Origin of the sequence: Sivoneniella epilithica UHCC 1019 (assembly GCF_040830845.1) — a bacterium.
Classification (GTDB): Bacteria; Cyanobacteriota; Cyanobacteriia; order Leptolyngbyales; family Leptolyngbyaceae; genus ULC077BIN1.
Window position 1 is genome coordinate 1 of the sequence record NZ_JBFPDP010000056.1, and the last position, 21,468, is coordinate 21,468.

Annotated in this window: 23 protein-coding genes and 4 pseudogenes; 5 read left to right on the plus strand and 22 right to left on the minus strand. The window is 49.7% G+C overall.

Annotated elements, in window-relative coordinates; translation table 11 throughout:
• Positions 1–275: hypothetical protein (locus tag AB3R30_RS23065; protein ID WP_458651565.1), on the plus strand; the 275-nt coding region annotated here is incomplete at its 5' end.
• Here the strand turns inward: AB3R30_RS23065 and AB3R30_RS23070 are convergent.
• The 7 genes from AB3R30_RS23070 to AB3R30_RS23100 all read right to left on the minus strand — a co-directional run bounded on the left by AB3R30_RS23070 (position 263) and on the right by AB3R30_RS23100 (position 3,714).
• Positions 263–598: a hypothetical protein gene (locus tag AB3R30_RS23070; protein WP_458651566.1), complete on the minus strand. Its 336-nt coding sequence runs from the start codon at positions 596–598 to the stop codon at positions 263–265. The genes AB3R30_RS23065 and AB3R30_RS23070 overlap by 13 nt on opposite strands.
• Positions 599–608: 10 nt before the next feature.
• The gene (locus AB3R30_RS23075) at positions 609–1,121 is read right to left on the minus strand and encodes a hypothetical protein (RefSeq protein ID WP_458651567.1); all 513 of its coding nucleotides are present in this window, start codon (positions 1,119–1,121) and stop codon (positions 609–611) included.
• A gap of 342 nt (positions 1,122–1,463) precedes the next feature.
• Entirely contained in the window at positions 1,464–1,850 is a 387-nt protein-coding gene (locus AB3R30_RS23080; protein ID WP_458651568.1) for a hypothetical protein, read from the minus strand.
• 92 nt (positions 1,851–1,942) lie between these two features.
• The gene (locus tag AB3R30_RS23085) at positions 1,943–2,413 is read right to left on the minus strand and encodes a hypothetical protein (protein WP_458651569.1); all 471 of its coding nucleotides are present in this window, start codon (positions 2,411–2,413) and stop codon (positions 1,943–1,945) included.
• Between the two features lie 65 nt (positions 2,414–2,478).
• Positions 2,479–2,703, minus strand: a complete 225-nt coding sequence (locus AB3R30_RS23090) for a hypothetical protein (protein WP_458651570.1) — start codon at positions 2,701–2,703, stop codon at positions 2,479–2,481.
• A gap of 2 nt (positions 2,704–2,705) precedes the next feature.
• Positions 2,706–3,251: a hypothetical protein gene (locus AB3R30_RS23095; protein WP_458651571.1), complete on the minus strand. Its 546-nt coding sequence runs from the start codon at positions 3,249–3,251 to the stop codon at positions 2,706–2,708.
• Between the two features lie 64 nt (positions 3,252–3,315).
• A complete protein-coding gene (locus AB3R30_RS23100) occupies positions 3,316–3,714 on the minus strand; it encodes a hypothetical protein (protein WP_458651572.1) in 399 nt (132 codons plus the stop codon).
• Positions 3,715–3,991: 277 nt separating this feature from the next.
• Between AB3R30_RS23100 and AB3R30_RS23105 the strand changes: the two genes are divergently transcribed.
• The 3 genes and pseudogenes from AB3R30_RS23105 (at position 3,992) to AB3R30_RS23115 (ending at position 5,325) form a co-directional block, all read left to right on the plus strand.
• On the plus strand, positions 3,992–4,405 hold the full coding sequence (locus AB3R30_RS23105) for a hypothetical protein (protein ID WP_458651573.1): 414 nt from the start codon (positions 3,992–3,994) through the stop codon (positions 4,403–4,405).
• A gap of 138 nt (positions 4,406–4,543) precedes the next feature.
• A pseudogene (locus AB3R30_RS23110) lies at positions 4,544–4,957 on the plus strand (hypothetical protein); the annotation flags it as partial.
• Positions 4,958–5,130: 173 nt separating this feature from the next.
• Complete coding sequence (locus tag AB3R30_RS23115) at positions 5,131–5,325, plus strand: hypothetical protein (protein ID WP_458651574.1); 195 nt, start codon at positions 5,131–5,133, stop codon at positions 5,323–5,325.
• Between the two features lie 21 nt (positions 5,326–5,346).
• On the opposite strand, the pseudogene AB3R30_RS23120 reads toward AB3R30_RS23115, so the two are convergent.
• From AB3R30_RS23120 to AB3R30_RS23130, 3 genes and pseudogenes are all read right to left on the minus strand, one after another.
• A pseudogene (locus AB3R30_RS23120) lies at positions 5,347–5,454 on the minus strand (IS1-like element transposase); the annotation flags it as partial.
• A gap of 132 nt (positions 5,455–5,586) precedes the next feature.
• A pseudogene (locus tag AB3R30_RS23125) lies at positions 5,587–5,730 on the minus strand (IS1/IS1595 family N-terminal zinc-binding domain-containing protein); the annotation flags it as partial.
• A gap of 602 nt (positions 5,731–6,332) precedes the next feature.
• Positions 6,333–9,578, minus strand: a complete 3,246-nt coding sequence (locus AB3R30_RS23130) for a tyrosinase family protein (protein ID WP_458651592.1) — start codon at positions 9,576–9,578, stop codon at positions 6,333–6,335.
• Positions 9,579–9,830: 252 nt separating this feature from the next.
• On the opposite strand from AB3R30_RS23130, the pseudogene AB3R30_RS23135 reads away from it, so the two are divergent.
• A pseudogene (locus AB3R30_RS23135) lies at positions 9,831–10,055 on the plus strand (IS1/IS1595 family N-terminal zinc-binding domain-containing protein); the annotation flags it as partial.
• Positions 10,056–10,112: 57 nt separating this feature from the next.
• Here AB3R30_RS23135 and AB3R30_RS23140 read toward each other — a convergent pair.
• From AB3R30_RS23140 to AB3R30_RS23195, 12 genes are all read right to left on the minus strand, one after another.
• Entirely contained in the window at positions 10,113–11,177 is a 1,065-nt protein-coding gene (locus AB3R30_RS23140; RefSeq protein WP_458651575.1) for an IS4 family transposase, read from the minus strand.
• Positions 11,178–11,395: 218 nt separating this feature from the next.
• The gene (gene rppB, locus AB3R30_RS23145; RefSeq protein ID WP_458651576.1) at positions 11,396–12,763 is read right to left on the minus strand and encodes a two-component system sensor histidine kinase RppB; all 1,368 of its coding nucleotides are present in this window, start codon (positions 12,761–12,763) and stop codon (positions 11,396–11,398) included.
• A complete protein-coding gene (rppA, locus tag AB3R30_RS23150; RefSeq protein WP_458651577.1) occupies positions 12,750–13,454 on the minus strand; it encodes a two-component system response regulator RppA in 705 nt (234 codons plus the stop codon). The genes rppB and rppA overlap by 14 nt, the downstream gene beginning before the upstream one ends.
• A gap of 124 nt (positions 13,455–13,578) precedes the next feature.
• Positions 13,579–13,827: a hypothetical protein gene (locus AB3R30_RS23155; RefSeq protein WP_458651578.1), complete on the minus strand. Its 249-nt coding sequence runs from the start codon at positions 13,825–13,827 to the stop codon at positions 13,579–13,581.
• Between the two features lie 107 nt (positions 13,828–13,934).
• On the minus strand, positions 13,935–14,438 hold the full coding sequence (locus AB3R30_RS23160) for a copper resistance CopC family protein (RefSeq protein WP_458651579.1): 504 nt from the start codon (positions 14,436–14,438) through the stop codon (positions 13,935–13,937).
• Between the two features lie 40 nt (positions 14,439–14,478).
• Entirely contained in the window at positions 14,479–17,583 is a 3,105-nt protein-coding gene (locus tag AB3R30_RS23165; protein ID WP_458651580.1) for an efflux RND transporter permease subunit, read from the minus strand.
• Positions 17,584–17,598: 15 nt separating this feature from the next.
• A complete protein-coding gene (locus AB3R30_RS23170) occupies positions 17,599–18,030 on the minus strand; it encodes a cation diffusion facilitator family transporter (RefSeq protein WP_458651581.1) in 432 nt (143 codons plus the stop codon).
• Positions 17,955–18,554: a cation diffusion facilitator family transporter gene (locus tag AB3R30_RS23175; RefSeq protein ID WP_458651582.1), complete on the minus strand. Its 600-nt coding sequence runs from the start codon at positions 18,552–18,554 to the stop codon at positions 17,955–17,957. Before AB3R30_RS23175 ends, AB3R30_RS23170 begins: the two co-directional genes overlap by 76 nt.
• A 72-nt stretch (positions 18,555–18,626) precedes the next feature.
• Positions 18,627–20,258 (minus strand): efflux RND transporter periplasmic adaptor subunit, encoded by a 1,632-nt coding sequence (locus tag AB3R30_RS23180; RefSeq protein WP_458651583.1) that lies wholly within the window; start codon positions 20,256–20,258, stop codon positions 18,627–18,629.
• Positions 20,259–20,337: 79 nt separating this feature from the next.
• Complete coding sequence (locus AB3R30_RS23185; protein WP_458651584.1) at positions 20,338–20,517, minus strand: DUF305 domain-containing protein; 180 nt, start codon at positions 20,515–20,517, stop codon at positions 20,338–20,340.
• Complete coding sequence (locus tag AB3R30_RS23190) at positions 20,514–21,050, minus strand: ISAs1 family transposase (protein ID WP_458651585.1); 537 nt, start codon at positions 21,048–21,050, stop codon at positions 20,514–20,516. The genes AB3R30_RS23185 and AB3R30_RS23190 overlap by 4 nt, the downstream gene beginning before the upstream one ends.
• Positions 21,051–21,229: 179 nt before the next feature.
• Positions 21,230–21,439: a hypothetical protein gene (locus AB3R30_RS23195; protein ID WP_458651586.1), complete on the minus strand. Its 210-nt coding sequence runs from the start codon at positions 21,437–21,439 to the stop codon at positions 21,230–21,232.
• Between the last annotated feature and the right edge of the window lie 29 nt (positions 21,440–21,468).

Sequence of the window (21,468 nt, forward strand, 5' to 3'; positions counted from 1 at the left end):
GTGATTGCTTCCCTGACTGGATACTCCTTCATCCTAGATGCACTATCTGTCGTTACCACCATTTAAATTGGTATGAGTCGTTGAGTCCGATATTCTCTGGCTTTTTGCTGCAAGCAAATGAAGGACAAGGGTTTCTGCTGATTGTAGGTGGGCGATCGCTTCCTCCCAGTCTTGCTGATGAATGGAAGAATGATCTGCCTCAATCTGCATGGAAACTTCTAACTCGCATATCGTTGCGGCAATATTCATTAAATTTGCCAGATCAGGCATCGTAGTTTGCTCCTGATTTTGCTTGCATGGGCGGTTTTGAAGACGATCGCCTCCGCAAAACTTCTACCGACTTGATCAGCTTTTCCATTGCCTCAGTAATGTTCCTGTCAACCGTCTCTAGGTCCTGAAGCCGTTGCTGAACACGCTCTTGCAATGCAGTTTGAGGTGGAGAGGCTAAAAAAGCTTTGCCGTCTTCAGTTAAACTAAGGCTGGTTAACAATCCTTCTAGCGTAGTTGCTGCCTTTCTCAACGTGTCTTGGGGTGGGTGAAGGTATACAGAGGATTGCTTGTAAGGAATACCTGGTAGAGTTGGTATATGTGCGGTCATGAAATCTTCCTCACTGCAAAAATGGTTCATCAATGTTGTTGATTGCGGTGGCGATGTGCGACACCACTTCTAAGAGGTTGCTAAACCGGAAGGAGATTGACCGAAACGCTTCGCCTTTGATCCAGTAGTTCAGGCAGGAGGTGACACTGAGCAGCACTTCTTTATCGTCAAAGGCTGTGGTTGTGGCACTACTGCTGACCAGCGCCTCGATGTTGGCATCGTGTAATGTTGCCCAATCAGCATTAACTCGTTGAAGCTGATACGCGATCGTGCCTAACAGCCAGGACAATCGCCATATTTGTTTGTTCATCGACTGGAATAAATCAGCCTTGTTTTCTGCTTTCGCAAAGGCAATGTAGCGGATGGCAGCAAGCACAAATGGAAAGTCTTCGTTTTCCTCGCAATTGGGTTCAGGTGATGGAAGGATTCCCTGTTCGTATAAATGCCTGACCAGCGCTACAACTATTTCGGATCTTTGTACAGATTCCTCAGCCCATTGAGGATTAAGAGGTTGTTGCGTCATGATTATCTTCTCCGGCTGAAATCGGACTGTTGCTGCGTTGATTGATTTATGTGCAGCATCGAGTATGTCGAGAGGCACTCGTGAATCGTCATCGTCGATCTGATAGCACCAGTTATTAACCCGGCAACGAAAGTCACAAAAAGAAAGCCAGAATCCTCAAGAGTTTCAGCCTGAAAAATGTAGGATCAATTATTGCCAGGTTAATAAGTACCTGTTGAAATGCATCCAGGGCTTGATAGATGACTTGGCGATCGACTGGATTAAGTTCTTGCATCACAATGAGTTTTAAGTGAAGGGTGATGCAGTAACATCTTTTGAATCGGGATGTTGCTGCAATGTGGATCAGTCAAAAATTGTGTCTTTCTCGTAGCGATAGCACTTTCTATCAATCGTAATTAGTGCTTTCTCTCCATCGGCATATAGTATTTCTGGAGCATCATTGAGTGTGTTTAATGTTTCTTGACTGAGCAATTCAAAATGCTCTGGATGTGCGTGGAAGTGATCCAATATGGCTAACTGAATCCCGGCTTGCTCGTAGCTCAACTGGGGGTTGTTTGGAATCAACGCGATCGCTTGCAGTAGTTTCTGCTTTCCCAACTCCTCCAACAACTCATACATATCTTCTTGGGGGGTTATTTGGGTGGAAATTTCCTGTTGAGGCTTGTAGTGCTGTCGTAAGACGGCTAGCTGGAATAATGTCAATTTGATTTTGGGTAGGGTTGTAGTCACTGTATTTCCTCTAAATGACTGTATTTCCTCTAAATCAATGTTCCTGGTAGGCGGACTCTCTACCAGGAACGTCGATTTGTAATGAACAGCATTCAGGCTTGTTGTTCACGGGCAGATTGTTCTTGCCCAGCGCGAATCATGGTTGAAACTCTGGGATGATTAAACGGCACCATGAGCAATCTCAGCGCTCCGAACAACTCACCGTAAGCCCCACTCAACTCATCTGCAATCACCTGGTATTGCAGACAATTTTGGTTGATGCTGGTGTTGCTTGTCTCCTGGAATGCAGCAAATGATGTTTCAACAGCGTTCAGCAATTGTTGGTAGTGGCTGAATGCTTGTGCCATTTCCCGTTGGGCATCCGACATTTTTTTGAGTGCGTGTTGATTCAAATTCGGTTCCATCGATTTACTCCTTCTTCGTTTAGGTCTAGACAGTACGCGAGTTCGCAATGGGTCTCGGTCAGGAACTTCGCTGTGATGAGGGTGAATGTGCAGGCTTGACTTACCTGCAGCAACTTTCATGCCGACGATCGCGATCGTCAGCCAAACAAAAAATTTCATGTAGACAAATCCAGTCAGGGATAGAGGAAGAGCTAAAAAACGGCTCTCTGGTTGATGCGGTGCAACTATCGAACTTTGAAGCGAATGTCATCCAGGCACTCTTGAATTCTCGCTTCAAGGTCTGGATGTTTGAGCAACCAATCCAGTAGTTGATCGGTGATGATCGGGATTTCTTCTGTTGTGATTGGTGTTCCCGTAGAGTCTTTAGCCTTTTCTAGAACCCTAACCAATTGTTGGATAGAAGTATCCGTTGCCAGAGGCTTACTGGTTGTTGTGCTTATTGTTAACATAGCTACTCTTGTGATTTGAGAGCATTTTCTGGCGTAATTGCTGCTGTGGGTTCTTGCCGCAGCACTTGCAGATAGACTGTGGTTGCGATCGCTCGGTGATCTCGATGATCGGCGAGATCGTTAATTTTGCCTTTTACAGTTTCCAAACAAAACCGAAATAAGTCAGCATGATCACATACAGCAGCCGATAGCTGACGTTTCTGGTCATCTGTCCAAAGCGGTGGTGCATCGGGTCGCTGTGGAATAGCGGGTGGTGTAGTTGAAGCACTCGCAGTGGGTGGAGAAGTGTTTTGAGTGTCCAGCAGCACAATGTTATGTTTGACATTGCCGTTCTTATCACTCCCTGCTGGAATCAGTTGCACTATTACTCCCTTGTGTAGGGGTTTTGTCTCTTCATCGCTCAAAGACTTCCATATCTTGGCTGCTTCTGATCCTTCGGGTTGAGACTGATCTAGAAATAGCACGGAGCGGTACGGTCCATAATCCCCGTCCTTCAACTTTCCGACCACTTCAACCTTTGCGCTGATTGGGCTGACGACTTTTGCCATCGCTAAAAGCTCCTGATTCAGGTGAAGTAGAAGGGGCAATAGCGCCCCTCCTTGGTTTGCTGCTCTAAAACTCAACGAACGGAACGTTTGCAAAAATTGCACTGTTCAAGTCGCTTGTTGCATTCGCTCTGTACGTTCCTTCTGGGTAAACTGCAATCTCTCCCTCAAAGCGAACACCTTCGCGCAGGGCGCTCATCCAGCCATCCATGTAAACTTGATTATTCGGTTGTGTCGGCATCTTCCCGAAAGCAAAATCTGCTTTGCCTTCGTAGAAGTCGGGTTCGATGGCTTCCAAAACTTGCTGATCTCGTTGATCCCGATCAGCCAAGCAACAGTCAGCGATAAATGACATACTCAGAACATCCTTTTCTAATTCTAAGGTCGGGCATTTCTGGTGAAGTGCTCTCTTTTTTGTGTTTGAGGGCACTGGCAACAAAGCGCTTGTATTCTGCTGTTCCGCCAAGCGGTTTCTTCAGTCCGTCCGCCGGGGTGTCGCTCCCCTTTTTCACGGGTCATACTCTCTGGGAAGAGTGGCGGGCGCTCTTGAAGCAGTTGCGCTCTCTGCTGCTCAGTTGTCTTATCTATATTATACACACTATGTTGATAAAACAACGCTCTTTTTCAGAAAAGTGTGTAAAAATTGGATGATTTTAGCTAGAAAATTATCGACCGTAGATGTAGGCGTTGTGCAGATGCCATTTGCGCCAGATCCGAGAAGCTGGATAATGAGGAGAACTCGTATGGTTTTAGTGATGGCTGGGAAAAAGTCGGGTTCTGGTAAAGCTGGCACTGGCGACGGCAGGGGAAAGCACCGCAACCCAAAGTCTTTGGCGAATTTGAACCGTGAAGGCAGGCAGCTTGCGTATGAAGGGGAGGAAAAGAAGCGGCACAATGTTTCTGTGACCGGCAAAGGGTGGGAGGGATTTAGCCAGATCGCCAATCGCATCGGTCGCTCTAACTCAGATTTGATCGAGGCTCAGGGGCGGGGAGAACTCAACTTGATGATGACGATCGAGCAGTTATGCGGCACCGAGACATTAAAAAAGCTGGATCTGACTCCATCTCAACTGATGCAACTGCCAATTATTGAGGTTCTCCATCGTCTTTCTCGCGTTCAGCAAAGCCCATCAGATACCATAGAAGGCTCAACTTGACTCGCCTATCCAAAAGGATGGTGTACATTGCGGTCAATTGCGATCGTAGGTAGCAAATCTGGGTTGGGTGAGTGTTGATCTACGGAACTCTGCGCGAACGCTCTAACCACCCGCTAAAATCAGCCAAGTCAAGCGATTTATCACTACCGCTATATCAATCAAGTGCCGATCCGCGACACTCAACCCGCCTTGCTAGTCAATTGGTGCGAACTGGTCGTTACCCGTGAAACCGATGGTCAGGTACTCTACCACAATGCCTTCATGACCCACCATCGCCTCAGTCATGACACCGTTGCCCAAGTCGTCGCTGCTGGTCGAAGTCGGTGGAAGACAGAAAATGAAAATCACAACGTTCTCAAAACCAAGGGCTATCATCTTGAACACAATTTTGGGCATGGGCAACAGCATTTAGCCCGCTTTTTGCTCACGCTCAATCTGCTTGCATTCCTCTTCCACACGGTGCTGCACCTGGTAGACCCGTCCTACCAACAGATTCGCCAACAACGCGGAACTCGCAAAGGGTTCTTTCAAGATATTCTCAGCCTAACCAAGTATTTGCTGTTTGATAGTTGGCAGCATTTAATTGACTTTATGCTCTCCGATGTGAAACCTACTCCTGCCACTGACTCCTCTTAGAGTTTTGAATTTGGAATTGCTGAAAGGATTACGCAGAACAAGCTGCGATTCCTTGTGTCCACGCTGGACTCTCTTCTGATTACGCAGAAGTGATCTGGAATGATGCTTATCGAGTTCCTTCCAATGTCAATGATGATATTTGTGATTATCCATTGGCGCGTAATTTGGTGATGCTAACGGTTGCTGTAGCTTGTGAGGCGATCACTTCTTTTGTTAAGACTGGAGAACAACGTCACTTCACAATTACGCTCAAGGATCTGACCATTCAATCCCCGGAGCTATAACGAGGTGGGTAGTGGACTAGTTTCAGTCACTGTGGTTCGACTAATCTTGAGGACTCGCGCTGTGTCATGAGTCCCACGGTCGTTAATTACCATATCGGCAATCTGTTGCTTGATTTCGGGCAAATAACCCAGCAATTCCAAATTCAGAACGAGTTTACGCCATTTCAGCTGATCAAAGCTCTTCAAAGAGGCTTGATTGGAACGAGATATCAAGGGTTCCAGCCTCTAAAAATTTTGAATTTGGAATTGCTGCAAATAACCACGGTAAGCATACTCTCGAATAAAGGTGCAACGCGAGCAGTCGAAGTTACGACATTTATATCGTTGCTTTCCCTTACCCGATTGTCCATGCTTTACCACATCATTGCTCCCACACGTTTGGCGAAGAACCGATTTCAGTACCATGTCACAACCTTTAGGCAGACGTCTCTTTAAATTTCCTCCATTTCCACAGACCTAGTCCACTACCAAAACTCGTCTCATCGGTTCGATTTTGATACATAGATTGATTGACAAGTTGTTTTAGAGAGTTTTAGGGCTGAAACGCCAAGTTGCGATCGCCCTTCTAAGTGTCTCAATTGGGGTCGTTTGTTTAAAGGCTAACGGTTCGCATCACTGGCGGCAGATATCACGAAACGGAGCCAGTAGTTGTCAATGTCGGGTGCGTGCGATTATCAAATGACAATGAGGGTAGCTGGCGATCTTTGAAGTACCAGAAGTGATTAAGTAAGAAGTTGTCGGGTTTCCCTTCTTCACCCAATCTACAAGTTCAGAGGTAGCAAAGTTTTTATAGAACAAGCTTTTTTTGCCTATGCCTAGACTTGCACAAGAGATATAACACTCTTACAGAAGTATAAGATGGTCACTTGCTTAATGCAGAATATTGCCAGATATTTTCAGACTCCTGGACTTCTAAGAAAGCTCTCACCATTCGGCATGTAGCGGCGGCTCTACATGCCGAATGGTGAGACAGTCCCTCTGGATCTCGATCTCGCGTCCCTCCTTCGTTACCTTTCTTCGTTCTGCCACTCCGGCAGAACGAACATGTTCTCGTCGCTACCTTCCATTTTTGGCTTACGCACCACGGGCACGGTCGTCGCCGCTTCGAGCAATGGCATATCGCGAATCCCACTAGGCATGAATCCTGCAATAAATCTTTGAAACTCTGGCAATTGGCTGAGCCTGAGTAATTCATCCGAAGCTTCGATTTCGGATCGGCGTCCTTCCGTCATTCTCGGTTTCTCCTTTCGGCAATGTTCCTCAACGCACTTTCGCAAGGTATCAATGTCGATGCCAATCTCCTCTAAACGTTTCCGCAGCTCACGGGACTGCGTAAGCGCTTCGAGCATACAAATCATCCACTCACAGCCTGCTGGTCCTTCCGTACCGGTTTGTGGATTGTACGGCTGATCTCCTCCTGCCCATACTCCGGCGGTTAGTATCTTCTCTCGCGAGAAGCGGGCGTTGCCTGTGGTGTTTCCCTCAGCCCGGATCACAAATTGATATATACCTGGTCTGCTCGTGAGCCAATCTGCGTGGAAAGCGCCGTCTGCGGATTGGGAGAATGGAAGTGTCACTCGGCTACCGTCTGGTTGAAGTACATCTGCCCAGACGACAGCAGGGTTTTGTAGCGGAACTTGATATTCCCAGAGTTTCGCTGTCAGGTGTACTGTAGCGCCTGGGGCGAAACTATCCTGCCGGAGTGTCACATCCAAAGTCAGATTCGAGTAAGCGTACACCGTCAAGTTAAACGGCACAGGCTTCTCCGCAAATTCCCTCAGCCGTCGAATCATTTCCGCAAAGTTGACTCGGTTTTCTTTCGCTTTTTGGAGATACTCAAGGACAGCATCCAACTTCCGGAGCTGTAGAATGGCCTTCCACTGGCCCCGGTGAGATCCGCTCGTGTTATTCGGAAACACCGGTAACATCAGTCGATAATAAGCAACATCTGAACCAAGCACATAACGCACATTCGGCTCAACACCAGAATCTGAGAGAATAATCGTCTGACCACCCGGCGTGATTAGCTGGAAGTCGAGTGCGAAAGGAAGTGGACAGAGCGTAACAACATCAATTGACACGTCTGAATCGCTTACCTGGAATGGAATCTCCTGTGGTTGACCGTTCCAAAGAAGTTGACCTTCCGGATCGACGACCGTTTGGTTGAGCGTAGCGTCCTTCAAGATCTGAATGAAGAACTTCGCGAGCCTGAATCGCTCGTCGTTGTTGGTCATATTACCTGTCACCAGGAGATAGCCACCAGTGTTGGCCGAGATCTGGTTGAGAATCGGGTCACTCACTTGCCCCGGTAGTCCGAAGCCGATGGCGAATGTTGTCTGATTGATAGTTCCTGGAGGTAGAGCACTAATCAGAGGAGCGGTATTCTCATTGCCGTCGGTTAAGACCACGAGGGCCTTATTTGGTTGCGTTGCTCCTGACCCATTGATCAGTCCGCTGCCAACAAGGATGCCGCTGCCAATACTCGTCGCACCACGTGGGTCTAGCCCCAGTCCCGTCAGAGTCGTTCCGAGACCCGATGACGCTGAAGTCATCGGCAACAAGACATCGGACTCGTGATCGAACCTTGCAATGCCGATCTGATCCGTGTCCTTCATCAGCTCATGCACGATGCCAACGGCGCTTTTGAGCAACTGGCTCTTGGTGAAGCCGCTGTTGGCGACATCGGACATACTGCCGGAGCGGTCGAGCACCAGTGCAATCGAGCTGTCGCTTGTGATGATGTTGTTGGCAACAAGCTCGATGTGAAAATTTTGCACGACGAACGGATCGTTTGGGTTCGTCGCGTAGTAGCCCTCCTCATCGATCACATAAGCCTGGATGTCCACAGCACTCACCTGTACATTAGAACCTTGCCCAAGGAATCGAACCTCGATCTCAAGAATCTCGAAGTCGTTTGCTTCGATGGGCGTTACGGGAAAATCTGGTCCGCTAACAATGGAGAAGTTGCCACTCGGCGCACCGGTAATGCTGAAAAAGACGGTTCGACACGATCTAACGCGGAAGCGGATCCTCTTGGCGATTGTCAGACCAGCCGGTACGTTGTTAAATGCGATCGCTGGTCCAGACTCAAGTGTAATCTCAGGTAGATCCGTGTCGTACCAGACAATGGCCTTATGGTCGAGCAGGTCGATGGGGCGATCAATGGTGCCAGCACCAAAGTACTCGGCGAGGCTCTCCATGTTGTCGCTGAGGCGCTTCAGGTGATGCTGTGCTGGCGGGATGCTATAGCTGTCGTCCGGTAGGTAGTGGGGGACTGTCGAGTACTTCTGCATCCAGACTGCCCAGAGCTCGTCTTCTTTGCAGTGATTCAGGAAAAAGACGGGATCATTAGGCGAAGTGGATGGCAGCATGGAGCCACCGACCCAAACATGGACGCGATTGTGAATGTTGGGACCTGACTGTGGACCGACCCATCCTTCCACGAGATTCCTGAAGCTATCTGAGCCCGCCACGGTTCGGTCGAAGGGAGCGGAGTCGTAAGTGGTCTCGGTCAGAGATCCTGTAATAGCGCCCGTCGTCGGCAACGAGGGCGTCTGCACACCGAACTGTCGCTGCAGGGCGTTGCTTGCGCCCAGATTCAGCGTCCATCCGCTCGCTTGCGCAAAGACTCCAGTCTGCACAACATTGTTCGCGCCGACGCCGTTTCCACCAAGGAAATCGTCAATGAAGGGGTAGCCGAGATCGGCCGACGACTGGTCGCGTGAGAAGTCCCAGTACGGCAGACAGATGGACGGATCACTAGAGACGATGCGCAGGTCGTTTTCGAACTGTCTCAGAAACTCCCGATGCCACGGAAAGAACATCGGGCTCCGGTGCCCAGGGTGCGGACCATCGGCTGGCATGGGATGAGCAGGATCGCTCGCCATCGACTGCTGGTGTATGTACACGTAGTCGTCGTAGCGGTTGAGCTGTGTGTGCGGCGCGGGGAGTTTGCTTGGCGCGGCTTTCAAATCGACAACGGCTTGGCGAAACTTCACGAGCGCCGTGTTGGGTTTGTTCGTCGCTGACGCCGCGTTGTACTCTTGGATTAACTTCCGGACATTTTTCCTGCATTTCATCAGAGTTCCTCCATTGGGGGCTTCTAAGTTGTTGAAGTTGACTGTTTGCTGCCTTTCAAGAAATACCTTCACTAAACTCGGATTGAGCCACCAGCTCAAAGCCCATTGACCGAGCCTTTTTCTTGAGGTTGTTGACGATTTGTTCTTGATAATGCTGTTCGTAATAAATGTCACCAAGGTCACAGTAAGGTTGACCTGTACTCCAGATGAGTGTGTGAGCGCTAGCGTAATGGCTTTGGGATCATCTAACAGTGGTTTAGAAGATCCAGTGCCAGCAATTGCGTGGATCCTACCGCTGTGTCCCCAGTCTAAGGAATGAGATAACCCCCCAACAGTACCCATGAGGGTACTTTATGAAAAGGGTAGTCCTAAACGAGTAAGGATAAGATGATAGCGAATGTTTAGGTGCTTCTGAGGTCAAGCGTGATGCTTTCATGTCCAAGTTGCAAATCCCAACACCCCGTCAAGAATGGCAGAATCCACAACGGCAAACAGAACTATCGCTGCCGGGACTGCAGCAGGTAATTTGTGCAAGACCCGTAGAACAAAGTGATCGACCCAGCGACCAAGGATTTAATTGACAAGCTGCTGTTGGAACGCCTTTCGTTAGCGGGAATAGCCAGAGTGACAGGCGTTTCTGAGCTTTGGTTACTACTCAAACCCCTTATCTGGCTTAATTGATGACACGCCCTAGAACATGACCCACCTCTAAGTACAGGACAAAAGTTGTAGGGATTGCACAAAGTCGGACTCATTAGACGAGGATGGATTGAGTACCAAATGGCGCAAATAATCGAGACCTAAACGAAACAGACTTTTGGCACGACGACCGTGCTTTTTAATTTCAATCGGTTGCCATTGATGCAACCATAACCCGGTTCGCATTGCCCAACATAAGGCTAAGGTCAATAAGGCAAACAACTTACTCAAGCGCTCAGAGTCGGTGAAGTGCGTGGATTCTAGACAGAACCCACGGGTTTTGAAAATGCCAAACAAGGTTTCGATGCCCCAGCGCAAGGCATAATCTGACACCAAATTCTGAGTGCCGACAGGCGCAATCACCACCAGTACATTCCCATCGTCGAGGCGTAACGCTTCGACGGCAACGGGGGAACCCCAAACCCGACAGGTGCCGATGAGTGGTTGCGATTGCCCCGGTTGCAGATGGGCAAAGACGACCCGCGCGGTCAGCACTTTGCCATCGTGCTCAATCGCGTCACTACTGCGAATCCGCAACCGAAAAGCTAAGGTTGGTTCGAGCAGGAGATAGCGCACCCAGGCTTGCCCAATGAACTCGCGGTCAGCACACAAGTAATGCACCTGAGCACTGGGGAAGCGTTTGGCAAAGGTCTCCATGAACCGCATCCGCTCGTCGCTGTTGGAATTACCCTGCTTGTCTAGCATCCACCAGAGGATGGGGAAGGCAACCCCTTGGTACACAATGCCTAACGTCAGAATGTTGTACCAGTGAGTGCCAAATTTCCAGGTCGTGCGATCCAGGCTCAACACCCAGTTCCCCCGAATCTGCATCCAACTCACAACCAAGTGGGCGAGTTGGGCGTAATCCAGCTCAAACTCCCCAAAAAAGCGCTGCAATCGCTGGTAGCTTGATTCTGGTAAGGCTCTGCCACCAAAGCCTAAACACAGGTCTTTCAAATTTACGGTTTTGACTTTCAGCAGGGCTAACAAGAACAATGCCAGAAATGAAATCCTGGCACCATGCCAGTTCAATTGCTCTTGGAGGACTTGCTTTAATTGGCTATATTGGCTCATAGGGTTTCTGATGAGTGTCGTAATTCTGATGAAACCCTACCCTGCTCATCTTTTCAAGCTTTTTGTCCCGTACTAAGGACCCACCTACGCTCTTTCGATATATAGGTTAATTGACAAGCTGTTTTACAAAGTTTGAGGGCTAAAACTCCAAGCTGCGATCTCCCATCCGATGTCTCTTTTTGAGGGGTTAATTAACACAATCCTAATGGTAGCTCTCCTCACTTCAGCCCTGGAATTAAAGGTAAGCGCACAGTGAATGTGCTACCTCTGCTTAATTCACTCTCGACTTGAATGATCCCATGATGGAATTGGGCGATCGCTCTGGCAATTGCCAGTCCCAACCCGGCTCCTCCAGTTTGGCGAGAGCGATCAGAACTCACTCGGTAAAAGCGATCGAAAATTCGGGATTGGTCTGCTGGAGCAATGCCGATTCCCGTGTCTTGAACCTGAATCAGCGCATGGGACTCATCTCGCTTTAGAATCACTGTTACGATTCCACCGGGGGGAGTGTATTGCAAGGCGTTGACGATGAGGTTAGAAAATAAGCGACCCAGTTGATTTTCATCACCCATTACATATAGTGGTTCCTTGACACGAAACTGCGTTAATAGCTTCATGGGAGCAGAAATTTCTAACACTGATAAGCTTTCCACTAAATCGGAGATCAAGTCGTTGAGGCAACAGGTTTGACGTTTCTCTGCCAAAACCTTTTGTTCTCGCAGCGTCTCCGTAGGGGATTCCATTCGAGACAGCAACAAGAGATCCTGTACTAAATGTGCCAGTCGCTTGTTTTGGCGATCAACCACACCTAACGTTTTCTGCATTTCTTCAGGTGACAGATCATCCTCATCCTGAACTGATTCGACCGTGGCACGAATGGCAGCGATGGGAGTGCGGAGTTCGTGCGCAGCGTCAGCGGTAAACTGTTGCATCTGTTGATAGGACTGATAAACGGGTCGAATCGCCAGTCCAGCCAGCCACCACCCTGCACCTGCAACACCGAGCATGGAAAGGGGTAGCCCGACGACAAGCAGTAGCCGCAGCGTCATCAGGTGATCGTCATATTCTTTCAGCGATCGCCCGATCTGCATATAGCCCCAAGCAGAGCCAGTGGCAGTTTTCAGGAGAAGTGTCGTTTGGTGGTAGCGGATTCGATTCTGATCTTGCAACGTGTTCCAACCTTCTTTAGTTTCAGGAGGTGGCAATCCTTCTGGTTGGCTTCCCAAACTCGCCAACGGTTGTCCAGACTGTGTAAAGAAGCGAACGTAGTAGTTACCTTGTTGGACAATGCCGAGAATATGTCGGGTTTGAGCGTCATTTGAGCAATCAGTTCCTACAAGACATAATCCGGGTAGGGCTTGCTCAATTGCAGGTTCAATCCGGTTGGGTTGAACGAGCTTCGGTTCTAAGGTGTCGTGCAGGGTACCTGAAATAGATTCCAGTTCCTGCTCAACCGCTTGCCAATGAGCGCCTGCTAGCATTTGATGCGCAGTCAGTCCACTCAGGCTTAAAATTAGACCCATTACTCCGGCGTACCAGCCTGCAAGTTGGACACGAGTGCGGTTGAACAGCTTATTTTGATGCATGAGGCACGTTGAATCGATAGCCAATTCCATGAATTGTTTCAATTAGCCCATCACACCCGACTTCTGTTAGCTTACGTCGTAGCAACCGAATTTGGGCGGCTACCGCATTGCTGGTGGGTTCTGCGCCGACTTCCCAGAGTTGATTCATAATTTGCTGGCTCGTCACTACTTGGTTGGGATGTTTCATAAAGTATTCCAGCGTCTGAAATTCTTTTGCGGTCAACGCAATAGGAGATCGTCGTTCATCAAGGTCTTGCCAGCAAACTGTGTGTGCGCCGTAGTCGAGCAACAGATTACTGACTTGAAGTTGCTGAGGGTGAAGTTCAGGCGATCGCCGTTGCAGCGCCCGCAGGCGTGCCAGCAGTTCTGCCATCACAAACGGTTTGACCAGGTAATCATCGGCTCCAGCATCCAGTCCAGCGACTTTGTCTTCCATACGATCTTTTGCAGTCAGCAGCAGAATGGGGAGTGGGTTATTCTGATGGCGGAGTCGTTGGCACAACTCTACACCAGTCAGTCCGGGTAGCATCCAGTCCAAAATGGCTAACGTATAGTGAACGCTGGAGTTATCAAGGTAAGCCCAAGCTTCGCTGCCGTCCTGTACCCAGTCCACCACATACTTTTCCCGATTCAGAACCCGATAAATCGCAGTTCCCAAATCAGGCTCATCTTCCACTAGTAACACTCGCATACGATTGCTTGATAAACAGCAGTACCCGTCTGGCAACGCTGTACTCTGAACCAGAGCTGTTAATTGAAACACCTCTGATGGTTAGGAAAATCTCAATCAATCAGTCTAAGGAGACTAACGATACCTACTTTCCTGATGGCGCTGTGTGATTCATTCCAGGCATTTTGTTCTGACTGTCATTCATCTTTTTCTCCATCATTTTTTTGCAGCACTCACAACCATTCATTTGCTCAGTTTGAGGCGCAGGCTTCTGAGTTTGAGCCACTGGTTTTTGATTGTCTTGAGCAAAAGCGCTGTCTACTGTGACCATTGAGATGGAAAGTAGGGCGATCGCGCCAGCAGCAGCAACCTTAATCCCATGCAATTTGTTCATGTTTACTCCTAGGTGAATCATCGAACAGACCGTTAAGCAACTTTTAAGAACCGTCTTACCTTCAGATTAAGGCCAATAAATGAAATCAGATGAAATGCGACTTAGCCTCATTGCTTAAAGCTGAATCGCCCATTCACTTTCTCGCCCTTAATGTCTGACAGGACGGCAACTTTGTATTCTCCGGGTGCAGTGCTGGGCAAAATTGCAGTGTAGTGCTTGTCGCCTGCGGTATATTTCATAGGCAAGGCCTTCTGACTGCCATCGGGTAACTGAACTTGAGCTGTGACTTTGGCGTTAGCAATCGGTTCGTGGTTGTCGCCTTTCTGTAAAAAGAAGTCGATGTGAGTTCCGGTTGATTCTTTTGCCGTAACTAATTCTAAGTGGTAGATACCTGACTCAATCACCTGCCCGCCCTGCCCACCATGCTTTTCCCCAGACTTAGCTTTGGCGACACTGGTACCAGGAGAAGCAACAGTTGAGGGTTTAGTTTCCGCAGGAGGAGCGGCGACAGGGCTACTAATAGGAGCAGTTGCCTGATTACCACTACTGCAAGCGCCTAAGAAGAGCAGTCCGATCGCTGCCATCACCGTTATACTCATTTTCAATTGCATGATTTTTCTCCTAGTTCATGAACAAAATTGGCTCAAACCGTTAAACGTTTCCTTGTATACGCTCCATCTCTGGTTGGGAAGCTTTGCCATTTTTAACCACTGGTCGTTTGGGAAAGAGATATTTGCCAAACCTGGCATAGAGCGCGGGTAAGATCAGTAACGTCAGGGCGGTAGAAGTGAAGAGTCCACCCAGCACAACGATCGACAACGGTTGCAGCAATTCTTTTCCGGGTCCACCTGCGATGACTAGAGGCGCTAAGCCTAACGCGGAGGTAAAGGCAGTCATCAGAATCGCGTTGAGTCGTTCCATCGAGCCTTGAATGAGCAAATCTTTCAACGGCATTCCGGCGGCAAACTTGGTGTTGTAGTTATCTACCAGCAGTAAGCCATTGCGAGTGGCGACTCCAAATAGCGTCACAAAGCCGACGAGTGAGGCGATCGACAAAATGCCTCCGGTCAGTGCCACGGCAATCACGATAATCATGGCTGTGGACGCCACCGATTTCACCGAGAGATACATGATGATAGTGATCACGACGAAGGCGATCGCACTAAAAAGCACAATGTTTTGGCTGGCACGTTCCTCCGCTTCAAATTGCCCCGCGTACTGGATGTAGTACCCAGCGGGAAGCTGCACCTGTTGCTTTACGTTGGCTTGAATATCATTCACGACTGATCGCAAGTCTCGCCCCTGGGCGTTAGCAGCCACCACCAGTAACCGAGAGACATTTTCACGGCTGATCGTGTTCGGACCTGTGCCGTCTTGAACAGTTGCCACCTGTGCTAACGGGATCTTGTTGCCACTGGGCGTATCAACTAAAAGATTCCCAATTGTGTCTAAGCTTTGACGGGCTTCTGGCTTGAGCCAGACTATTAAGTCAAAGGTTTGCTGTTGCTCCAGTACTTGTGAAACTACCCGTCCATTCAGTGCCGTCTCAATTGTTTCTGATAACTGACCAATGGTCAAACCGTACCTTGCAGCGGCAGCGCGATTGAACTGAATCTGAATTTGCTCGACTGGAATTTGCGGTTCCAACTGGAGATCGACCACGCCTCCAACCGACTGCATGGCATCATTCACCTGCTGTCCCAGGGTGCGAAGTTGTTCCAGTTCAGGTCCAAAGATTTTGACAGCGATCGCGCTGCGTACCCCCGACAGCACTTCATCCATCCGGTGAGAAATGAAGCCGCCGACATTCGGCGCTGCCCCCGGCACTTTGGCAAATTCTTGCCGCACCAACTCCACGCTGGCTTTGCGATCTTTCATACCTGCCTCGCTCAACTCCACATCCAGGTGAGCCAGGTTTACGCCTGCGGCATCGGCATCGCCCGCTGCCCGTCCAGAACGTACTTGAATGCTTTGAAAGCGGGGATTGTCTTTCAGCTTGTATTCCAACACAGAGGCGGCGCTATTTGTTGCCTCCAGCGATGAGCCAGGGTAAAGTAAGAGGGTGTTGACTAGCGATTGCTCCTGAAACTCTGGGAGAAAGATGCGTCCAAATGATGGCACCACGATCGCCGCTGCCACTAGACTTGCCGCTGCGATGCCAAAGATAACGGTAGATCGCCGCATGGAAAATGTGAGCAGTGGTAGATACAGTCTTTTGAAGAACCGAGCCACCCAGGGTTCTCGTTCGGGCAGGCGACCATAGGGCAGTAAAATCGCGCAGAGGGCAGGCGTGACGGTCAAGGCGACGACGCTGGAAGCCAATACTGCTACCAGGTAGCCCAACCCCATGGGGATAAAAATGCTGCCTTCGACACCCGTGAGCGCAACGATCGGAGAAAAGACGACGACGGTAATGATCGTGGCTCCAAACACCGAATCGCGCACTTCCTGACAGCCCTCAAACACTACGTCTAGAACGGGTTTAGGCTTTGGCGAATACTTGTTTTCCCGCAGGTTACGGTAGACGTTTTCGGCATCGACGATCGCGTCATCGACCGCAGACCCGATCGCCACCGCTAAACCACCTAAGGTCATCGTGTTCAAGCCTTGTCCCAACCAGTTGAGCGCCAGCACACCAATCAATAAGGACAACGGTAATGCAGCCAAACACACCGCTAAGTTGCGCCAATTCATCAAAAATGGAATCAAGATCAGAGCAACGATGATGCTGCCTTCGATTAAGGCTTCCCGCACATTGTCGATCGACGCATCAATGTAAGTCTCCTGGCGAAAGGTCGTTGCTACTTGAATCCCTTCTGGCAAGCCGGCTTTCACCTCGGTCATAGCGGCTTCTACAGCGCGGGTGACGGTGGGCGTGTCGGCTTGCGGCTGTTTGTTGACGATCGCGACCACGGCTTTTTGGGTGTTGACGCTGGCATCCCCCCGCTTCACGGCTGCGCCAATTTTGACATCGGCTACGTCTGTAATTCTGACAGGTGTGCCATTTCGGGCAATAATTACGGATTGCTTCAACGCTTCAATATCTTCAATCCGCCCGATGCCTCGAATCAGCTTTTCGCGATCGGGTGTGATCAAATAGCCGCCTGGCGTATTCACGTTTGCCGCTGCGACGGCTTCTGATACGTCTTGGAGGGAGACATTGAATGCCTGCAATTTCTCAGGCGCAACCAGCACTTGATATTGCCGCACATCCCCACCAAACACGATGACTTGCGTAACTCCCGGCACTGCTAGCAGGCGGTTGGTGACTTGCCAATCAACAATTCGCCGCACGTCCATCAAATTAGTGGTTGTAGAGGTGAAAGCGTAGGTAACGATCGTGCCAATCGGCGAACTGATGGGAGCAATCTGTGGAGTTTCAATTCCTTCTGGTAGTTTGCTTTGAGCGGACTGTAACCGTTCTGTCACAAGCTGTCTGGCTTGATAAATATCAGTGCCCCAGTTAAATACCACGCGCACCACTGAGATACTGGCGGCACTAGAGGACCGCACGGCGGAAACTCCTGGTGTGCCATTGATCGCGCTCTCAATCGGCAGTGTCACCAGCGATTCCACTTCTTCTGGAGCCAGTCCCGGCGCTTCCGTTTGAATTTCCACCTGTGGTGGTGCGAAGGTGGGAAACACATCCAGCGGCATTTGGCTAATGGTGCGAACAATCCAGATGGTCAGGATCATGGCACCCAAAATCACGAGCCAGCGACGGGCGATCGCCCATTGAATGATAGAACTTAGCATAAGCGAATCAAAAATTTAAGTGGCTGTGTTGCTGCCAGATAAAGAAGGTAAACAGGGCTGCCCATGACACGGGTTGACTTCCACAACAACGTGAGAAAGATGCCCGATATTAGTCAGCAATTTTTTGTAATGCTCTGGTGCTTTAGGATAATGCGTTACCAGTGAAATAATTGCTGCCAAGTGATCCTGCCCAACAGACCACACATGCAGGTCAACAACGCGGCTATCAGAATCCGTTTCAATTGCGGAGATAACGGCTGCTTTTGTTTGTCGATCAGAGGCTCCATCCAGTAATACTGAACTGGTATCTTGGAGTAAGCCGAACGCCCATCGGGTGATCAAGGCTGCGCCCACCAAACCCATCACTGGATCTAGCCAATTCCAAGCAAGGAGTTTTCCGGCAAGCAACGCAACGATGGCAAAAACAGAGGTGAGCGCATCTGCCAAAACATGAACGTAAGCCGCCCGCAGATTGTAATCCTGATGGTGATCGTGACCGTGACCATGAGAATGATATGGTGTTCTTGAAGCAGAAAACCACTAATCAGATTAATCACCAGTCCAAATATCGCGACCCCGATCGCTTCGTTAAACTGGATGACCTGAGGCTGAAAGAAGCGGGAAATTGACTCCAGCGCCATCACCAGCGCAACTACGGCAAGTGCCGTAGCACTCGCAAAACCACCAAGAGCACTAACTTTTCCGGTTCCAAAAGTGTATTTGGGATTACTTGAGTAGCGACGAGCATATCGATAAGCAAAGATAGCGATCCCAAAAGCGGCGGTATGAGTTGCCATGTGCCAGCCATCGGCCAACAAAGCCATTGAGCCAAAGAGAGTGCCAGTGACAATCTCAACAACCATTGTGAAGGCTGTTAGAAGCATCACCTTTTGGGTGCTTTTCTCTGCTGCTTCTTGGTTAGCAGAGAAATCGTGAGTGTGCTGCCACTGTTCAAGATTGTGAATGTGCATAAAGTCTCCTACAAAAATTTTGTCTTATCGCTGGGGCTGGACTAGGCTTTTGTTTTGATATTTGTAAAGGATTTAATCTCTCTGACGCTCAGCAAACTCGTGAGATGCCGTTGGTTTTGCTGAGAAGCCATTGATAGAGTCTTCTGATTCACATCCCAGACCATTGGGTATTGGAACAAACGCTTTGCGGTTGCGGCGATTTGCCCATACCATACCAGCCGCAAATGCCCCTGCCATAACTGCTCCCCCCGCAGGGATTACCGCCCACCAAGGAATTGCAGGTTGTGAGCTAGAAGCGGGTGCAGACTCCGTTTCTCCATGATCATCGGCTAGCTTGCTACCACCGCGTAGCGATTGAGCATACAACTGGTTCGCGCGTTGAGTCACAATGAGATCGCCATCAAACAGTCCGCTTTTAACTTCAACGAACTCGCTTGCTTCTCTCCCTAAGATGACTTCGGTCGGCTGAAAGGCAGTGCCATTTTGGACAAAGATGATTGTCTTTTTGTCGTTCGTTGTCACTAGTGCAGACTTCGGAATCGCTAGTAATGCGATAGGAGTACGATCCGTTAGTACCTCTAATTCAGCAAACATCCCTGGTTTTAGCGCCCCGTTCGGATTCTCCAGTTGTGCTTTCACAGGTACCACACGGGTTTCACCCTGAACAATCGAACCAATGACACTGATACGTCCTTGAAATGTGCGGTTGGGCAAACTGGCAACCTTCATCTGGACTCGTTGCCCAGTCTGGATGCGATCGATATCCTTCTCATAGATATTGGCACTCACCTGGACGCTGCTACCGTTGATGATTGTCATCACCTTTTTGCCTGCGTCCTCGCCCGATTCACCTGTGGTGGTTTCCCGATCAGCAACAGTTCCTGAAATGGGAGCCGCGATCGTGATCGTGCCATCCTGGTTTGCACTTGCGCCCAGTTGTCGCAGACGGGCTTGATAGGTTTCTGCACTTAGGCTCACGCGTGATCGAGCCACCTGTACCGCCGACTCTGCTCGTTGCAATTGTGCTGCTGCTTCCGAAACCTCTAAGCGACTGGCAGCTTTGGTGAGCGCCGCTTTTGCTTCTGCCAGTTTGGTTTCCGATTCTAGAAAGGTGCGGCGGGGAATAGCACCATTGGCAGCTAGTTCCCGATCTTTGTCAAAGCGCTCCTGAGCAAAACTGAGTTGGGTCCGGGCTTGAGCTACGTCCATCGCCGCAATTTTCTGTTGTTGAGCGAAGTTTTGCTGTGCCAGTCGCAAATCGGCTTGTGCCTGTTGGGTTGAGCCGATCGCCTCTGAGCGGCGATCTAAGGCAGTCGTTCGCAGTTCTGCCAGTTCTGGGCTGGTCATGATGGCAACTGCCTGACCTACGCTTACCCGATCTCCCGGCTGGACCAATAGCCGCGTCACGGTTCCCCTTACCGGAGTCGTCACTTCTACCTGTTGATTGGGCAATGATTCAATTTGTCCCGTCGTTTTGATGCCAAACGCCAAGCGTTTACGCGAGACTGCTTCAACCTTCAAACCCAAGCGTTTCGCCGTTTCCGCATCGATTTGAATGGCATCAGTAGCTTGAGCCGCGTGGCTCCTGCCCTGAAATTCGTTGCCGTGTCCCGCATGAGCAAAGACACGCAGCGGAGTCGCCAGGAGCAGCAACAGGACAAGAGAAGTAATCCGGGCAGTCGATCTTGGAGGGAGATGAGTCATTGGCAGGTTCCTTCGCACAGCAGTTAATCACCAGTGTTTCAGGCAGGCATGAAATCAAAATGAAATCTTGCAGCCGGAACTATTGCTTGTACCAGGCTTGTTTCCACTGCTGCATCTGTTTAATTTCAGCTTTTTGAGAGGCAATGATTTCCTGAGCCAGCTTTTGGATTTCAGGACGCTTTGACTTGCTGAGAGCATCATTTGACTTGCTGAGAGCATCATTTGCCATGACGACTGCGCCTTCGTGATGCGGAATCATGGCATTGAGGAAGCGAAGATCAAATTCGGCATCAGCTTTGCTTGCAACTGAAGACGCTCCAACAAGGTTTGTACCGTTGCGATTTCACTACTCGTTTTGTTGTGCATGGATTGCAGAGCGACGACCAGTCCCAGTCGAGTACTCAGCACCGACACAACACTGACAAAATCTTGATAAGCATGGTCGTAATCTCTCAGACTGACTCGGATGCTCTTGCCGTCAACGGCACAAGCGGCTTGGTCTTCAAGCTCAACCGTCTCTTGTGCCCATTGGTTGAAGACCTGCGTTAACGACTCAAAGCCCACTCGCACCAAGGCGCGGCGAATCGTCGAGTAGCAGGGTAACCGCTCATAGGGCACTTCGAGTACCCTCAGCAATTGGGTTTGATGGCGCACCACAAAGGACTCTATCGCTCGGTACCCCACACAACCACTCATCGTTGCCATCACTACCAGCAACAGAATCACCCACAGTGGATACTGTGGTTGGGTACGATAGTCTCGCACTTGCTTGAGAGAATCAATCAGGCTCATGGCTAGCGGGGTGAGAAAGGGTATCACCCATTATCATTTTTCTACCACTGATGAACTAGCCCTGCCTTTGGAGGAGGGAGGGAATTACCTGAATGCGCTTCTAGGGTGAAACCTGAGAGCAAATGAGTCGCAGGTGTTGTTAACCCAAGTAAGAGCGAAGTTATGACCGCAACTCAATCTCACCAATTTCTGCTGGAAGCCTGCCATCGCCGCTGAACGTGAGGAGCATGACCACGACCACTGCGAGCGCTGTTCTGAAGCCTGCCGTCAAATGGCAGCAGTAATGGCGTAGCAACCAGAAAGCTTTTAATTTTGATGCTGGCTAATTTGCTGATGCTTTGATAAACCCGACAGCACAGCTTTTTCAAGCACTGGCTCCCTTTTTCCACTGCACCCTTGACTCTCTAGTGAACTGGAG

Bases quoted from the DNA above. Each gene is read 5' to 3' on its own strand.
- AB3R30_RS23070 (WP_458651566.1), bottom strand. From the start codon at position 598: ATGACCGCACATATACCAACTCTACCAGGTATTCCTTACAAGCAATCC.
- AB3R30_RS23075 (WP_458651567.1), bottom strand. From the start codon at position 1,121: ATGACGCAACAACCTCTTAATCCTCAATGGGCTGAGGAATCTGTACAA.
- AB3R30_RS23085 (WP_458651569.1), bottom strand. From the start codon at position 2,413: ATGAAATTTTTTGTTTGGCTGACGATCGCGATCGTCGGCATGAAAGTT.
- AB3R30_RS23090 (WP_458651570.1), bottom strand. From the start codon at position 2,703: ATGTTAACAATAAGCACAACAACCAGTAAGCCTCTGGCAACGGATACT.
- AB3R30_RS23095 (WP_458651571.1), bottom strand. From the start codon at position 3,251: ATGGCAAAAGTCGTCAGCCCAATCAGCGCAAAGGTTGAAGTGGTCGGA.
- AB3R30_RS23105 (WP_458651573.1), top strand. From the start codon at position 3,992: ATGGTTTTAGTGATGGCTGGGAAAAAGTCGGGTTCTGGTAAAGCTGGC.
- AB3R30_RS23140 (WP_458651575.1), bottom strand. From the start codon at position 11,177: ATGAGCCAATATAGCCAATTAAAGCAAGTCCTCCAAGAGCAATTGAAC.
- rppB (WP_458651576.1), bottom strand. From the start codon at position 12,763: ATGCATCAAAATAAGCTGTTCAACCGCACTCGTGTCCAACTTGCAGGC.
- rppA (WP_458651577.1), bottom strand. From the start codon at position 13,454: ATGCGAGTGTTACTAGTGGAAGATGAGCCTGATTTGGGAACTGCGATT.
- AB3R30_RS23155 (WP_458651578.1), bottom strand. From the start codon at position 13,827: ATGAACAAATTGCATGGGATTAAGGTTGCTGCTGCTGGCGCGATCGCC.
- AB3R30_RS23160 (WP_458651579.1), bottom strand. From the start codon at position 14,438: ATGCAATTGAAAATGAGTATAACGGTGATGGCAGCGATCGGACTGCTC.
- AB3R30_RS23165 (WP_458651580.1), bottom strand. From the start codon at position 17,583: ATGCTAAGTTCTATCATTCAATGGGCGATCGCCCGTCGCTGGCTCGTG.
- AB3R30_RS23175 (WP_458651582.1), bottom strand. From the start codon at position 18,554: ATGCACATTCACAATCTTGAACAGTGGCAGCACACTCACGATTTCTCT.
- AB3R30_RS23180 (WP_458651583.1), bottom strand. From the start codon at position 20,258: ATGACTCATCTCCCTCCAAGATCGACTGCCCGGATTACTTCTCTTGTC.
- AB3R30_RS23185 (WP_458651584.1), bottom strand. From the start codon at position 20,517: ATGATTCCGCATCACGAAGGCGCAGTCGTCATGGCAAATGATGCTCTC.
- AB3R30_RS23190 (WP_458651585.1), bottom strand. From the start codon at position 21,050: ATGAGCCTGATTGATTCTCTCAAGCAAGTGCGAGACTATCGTACCCAA.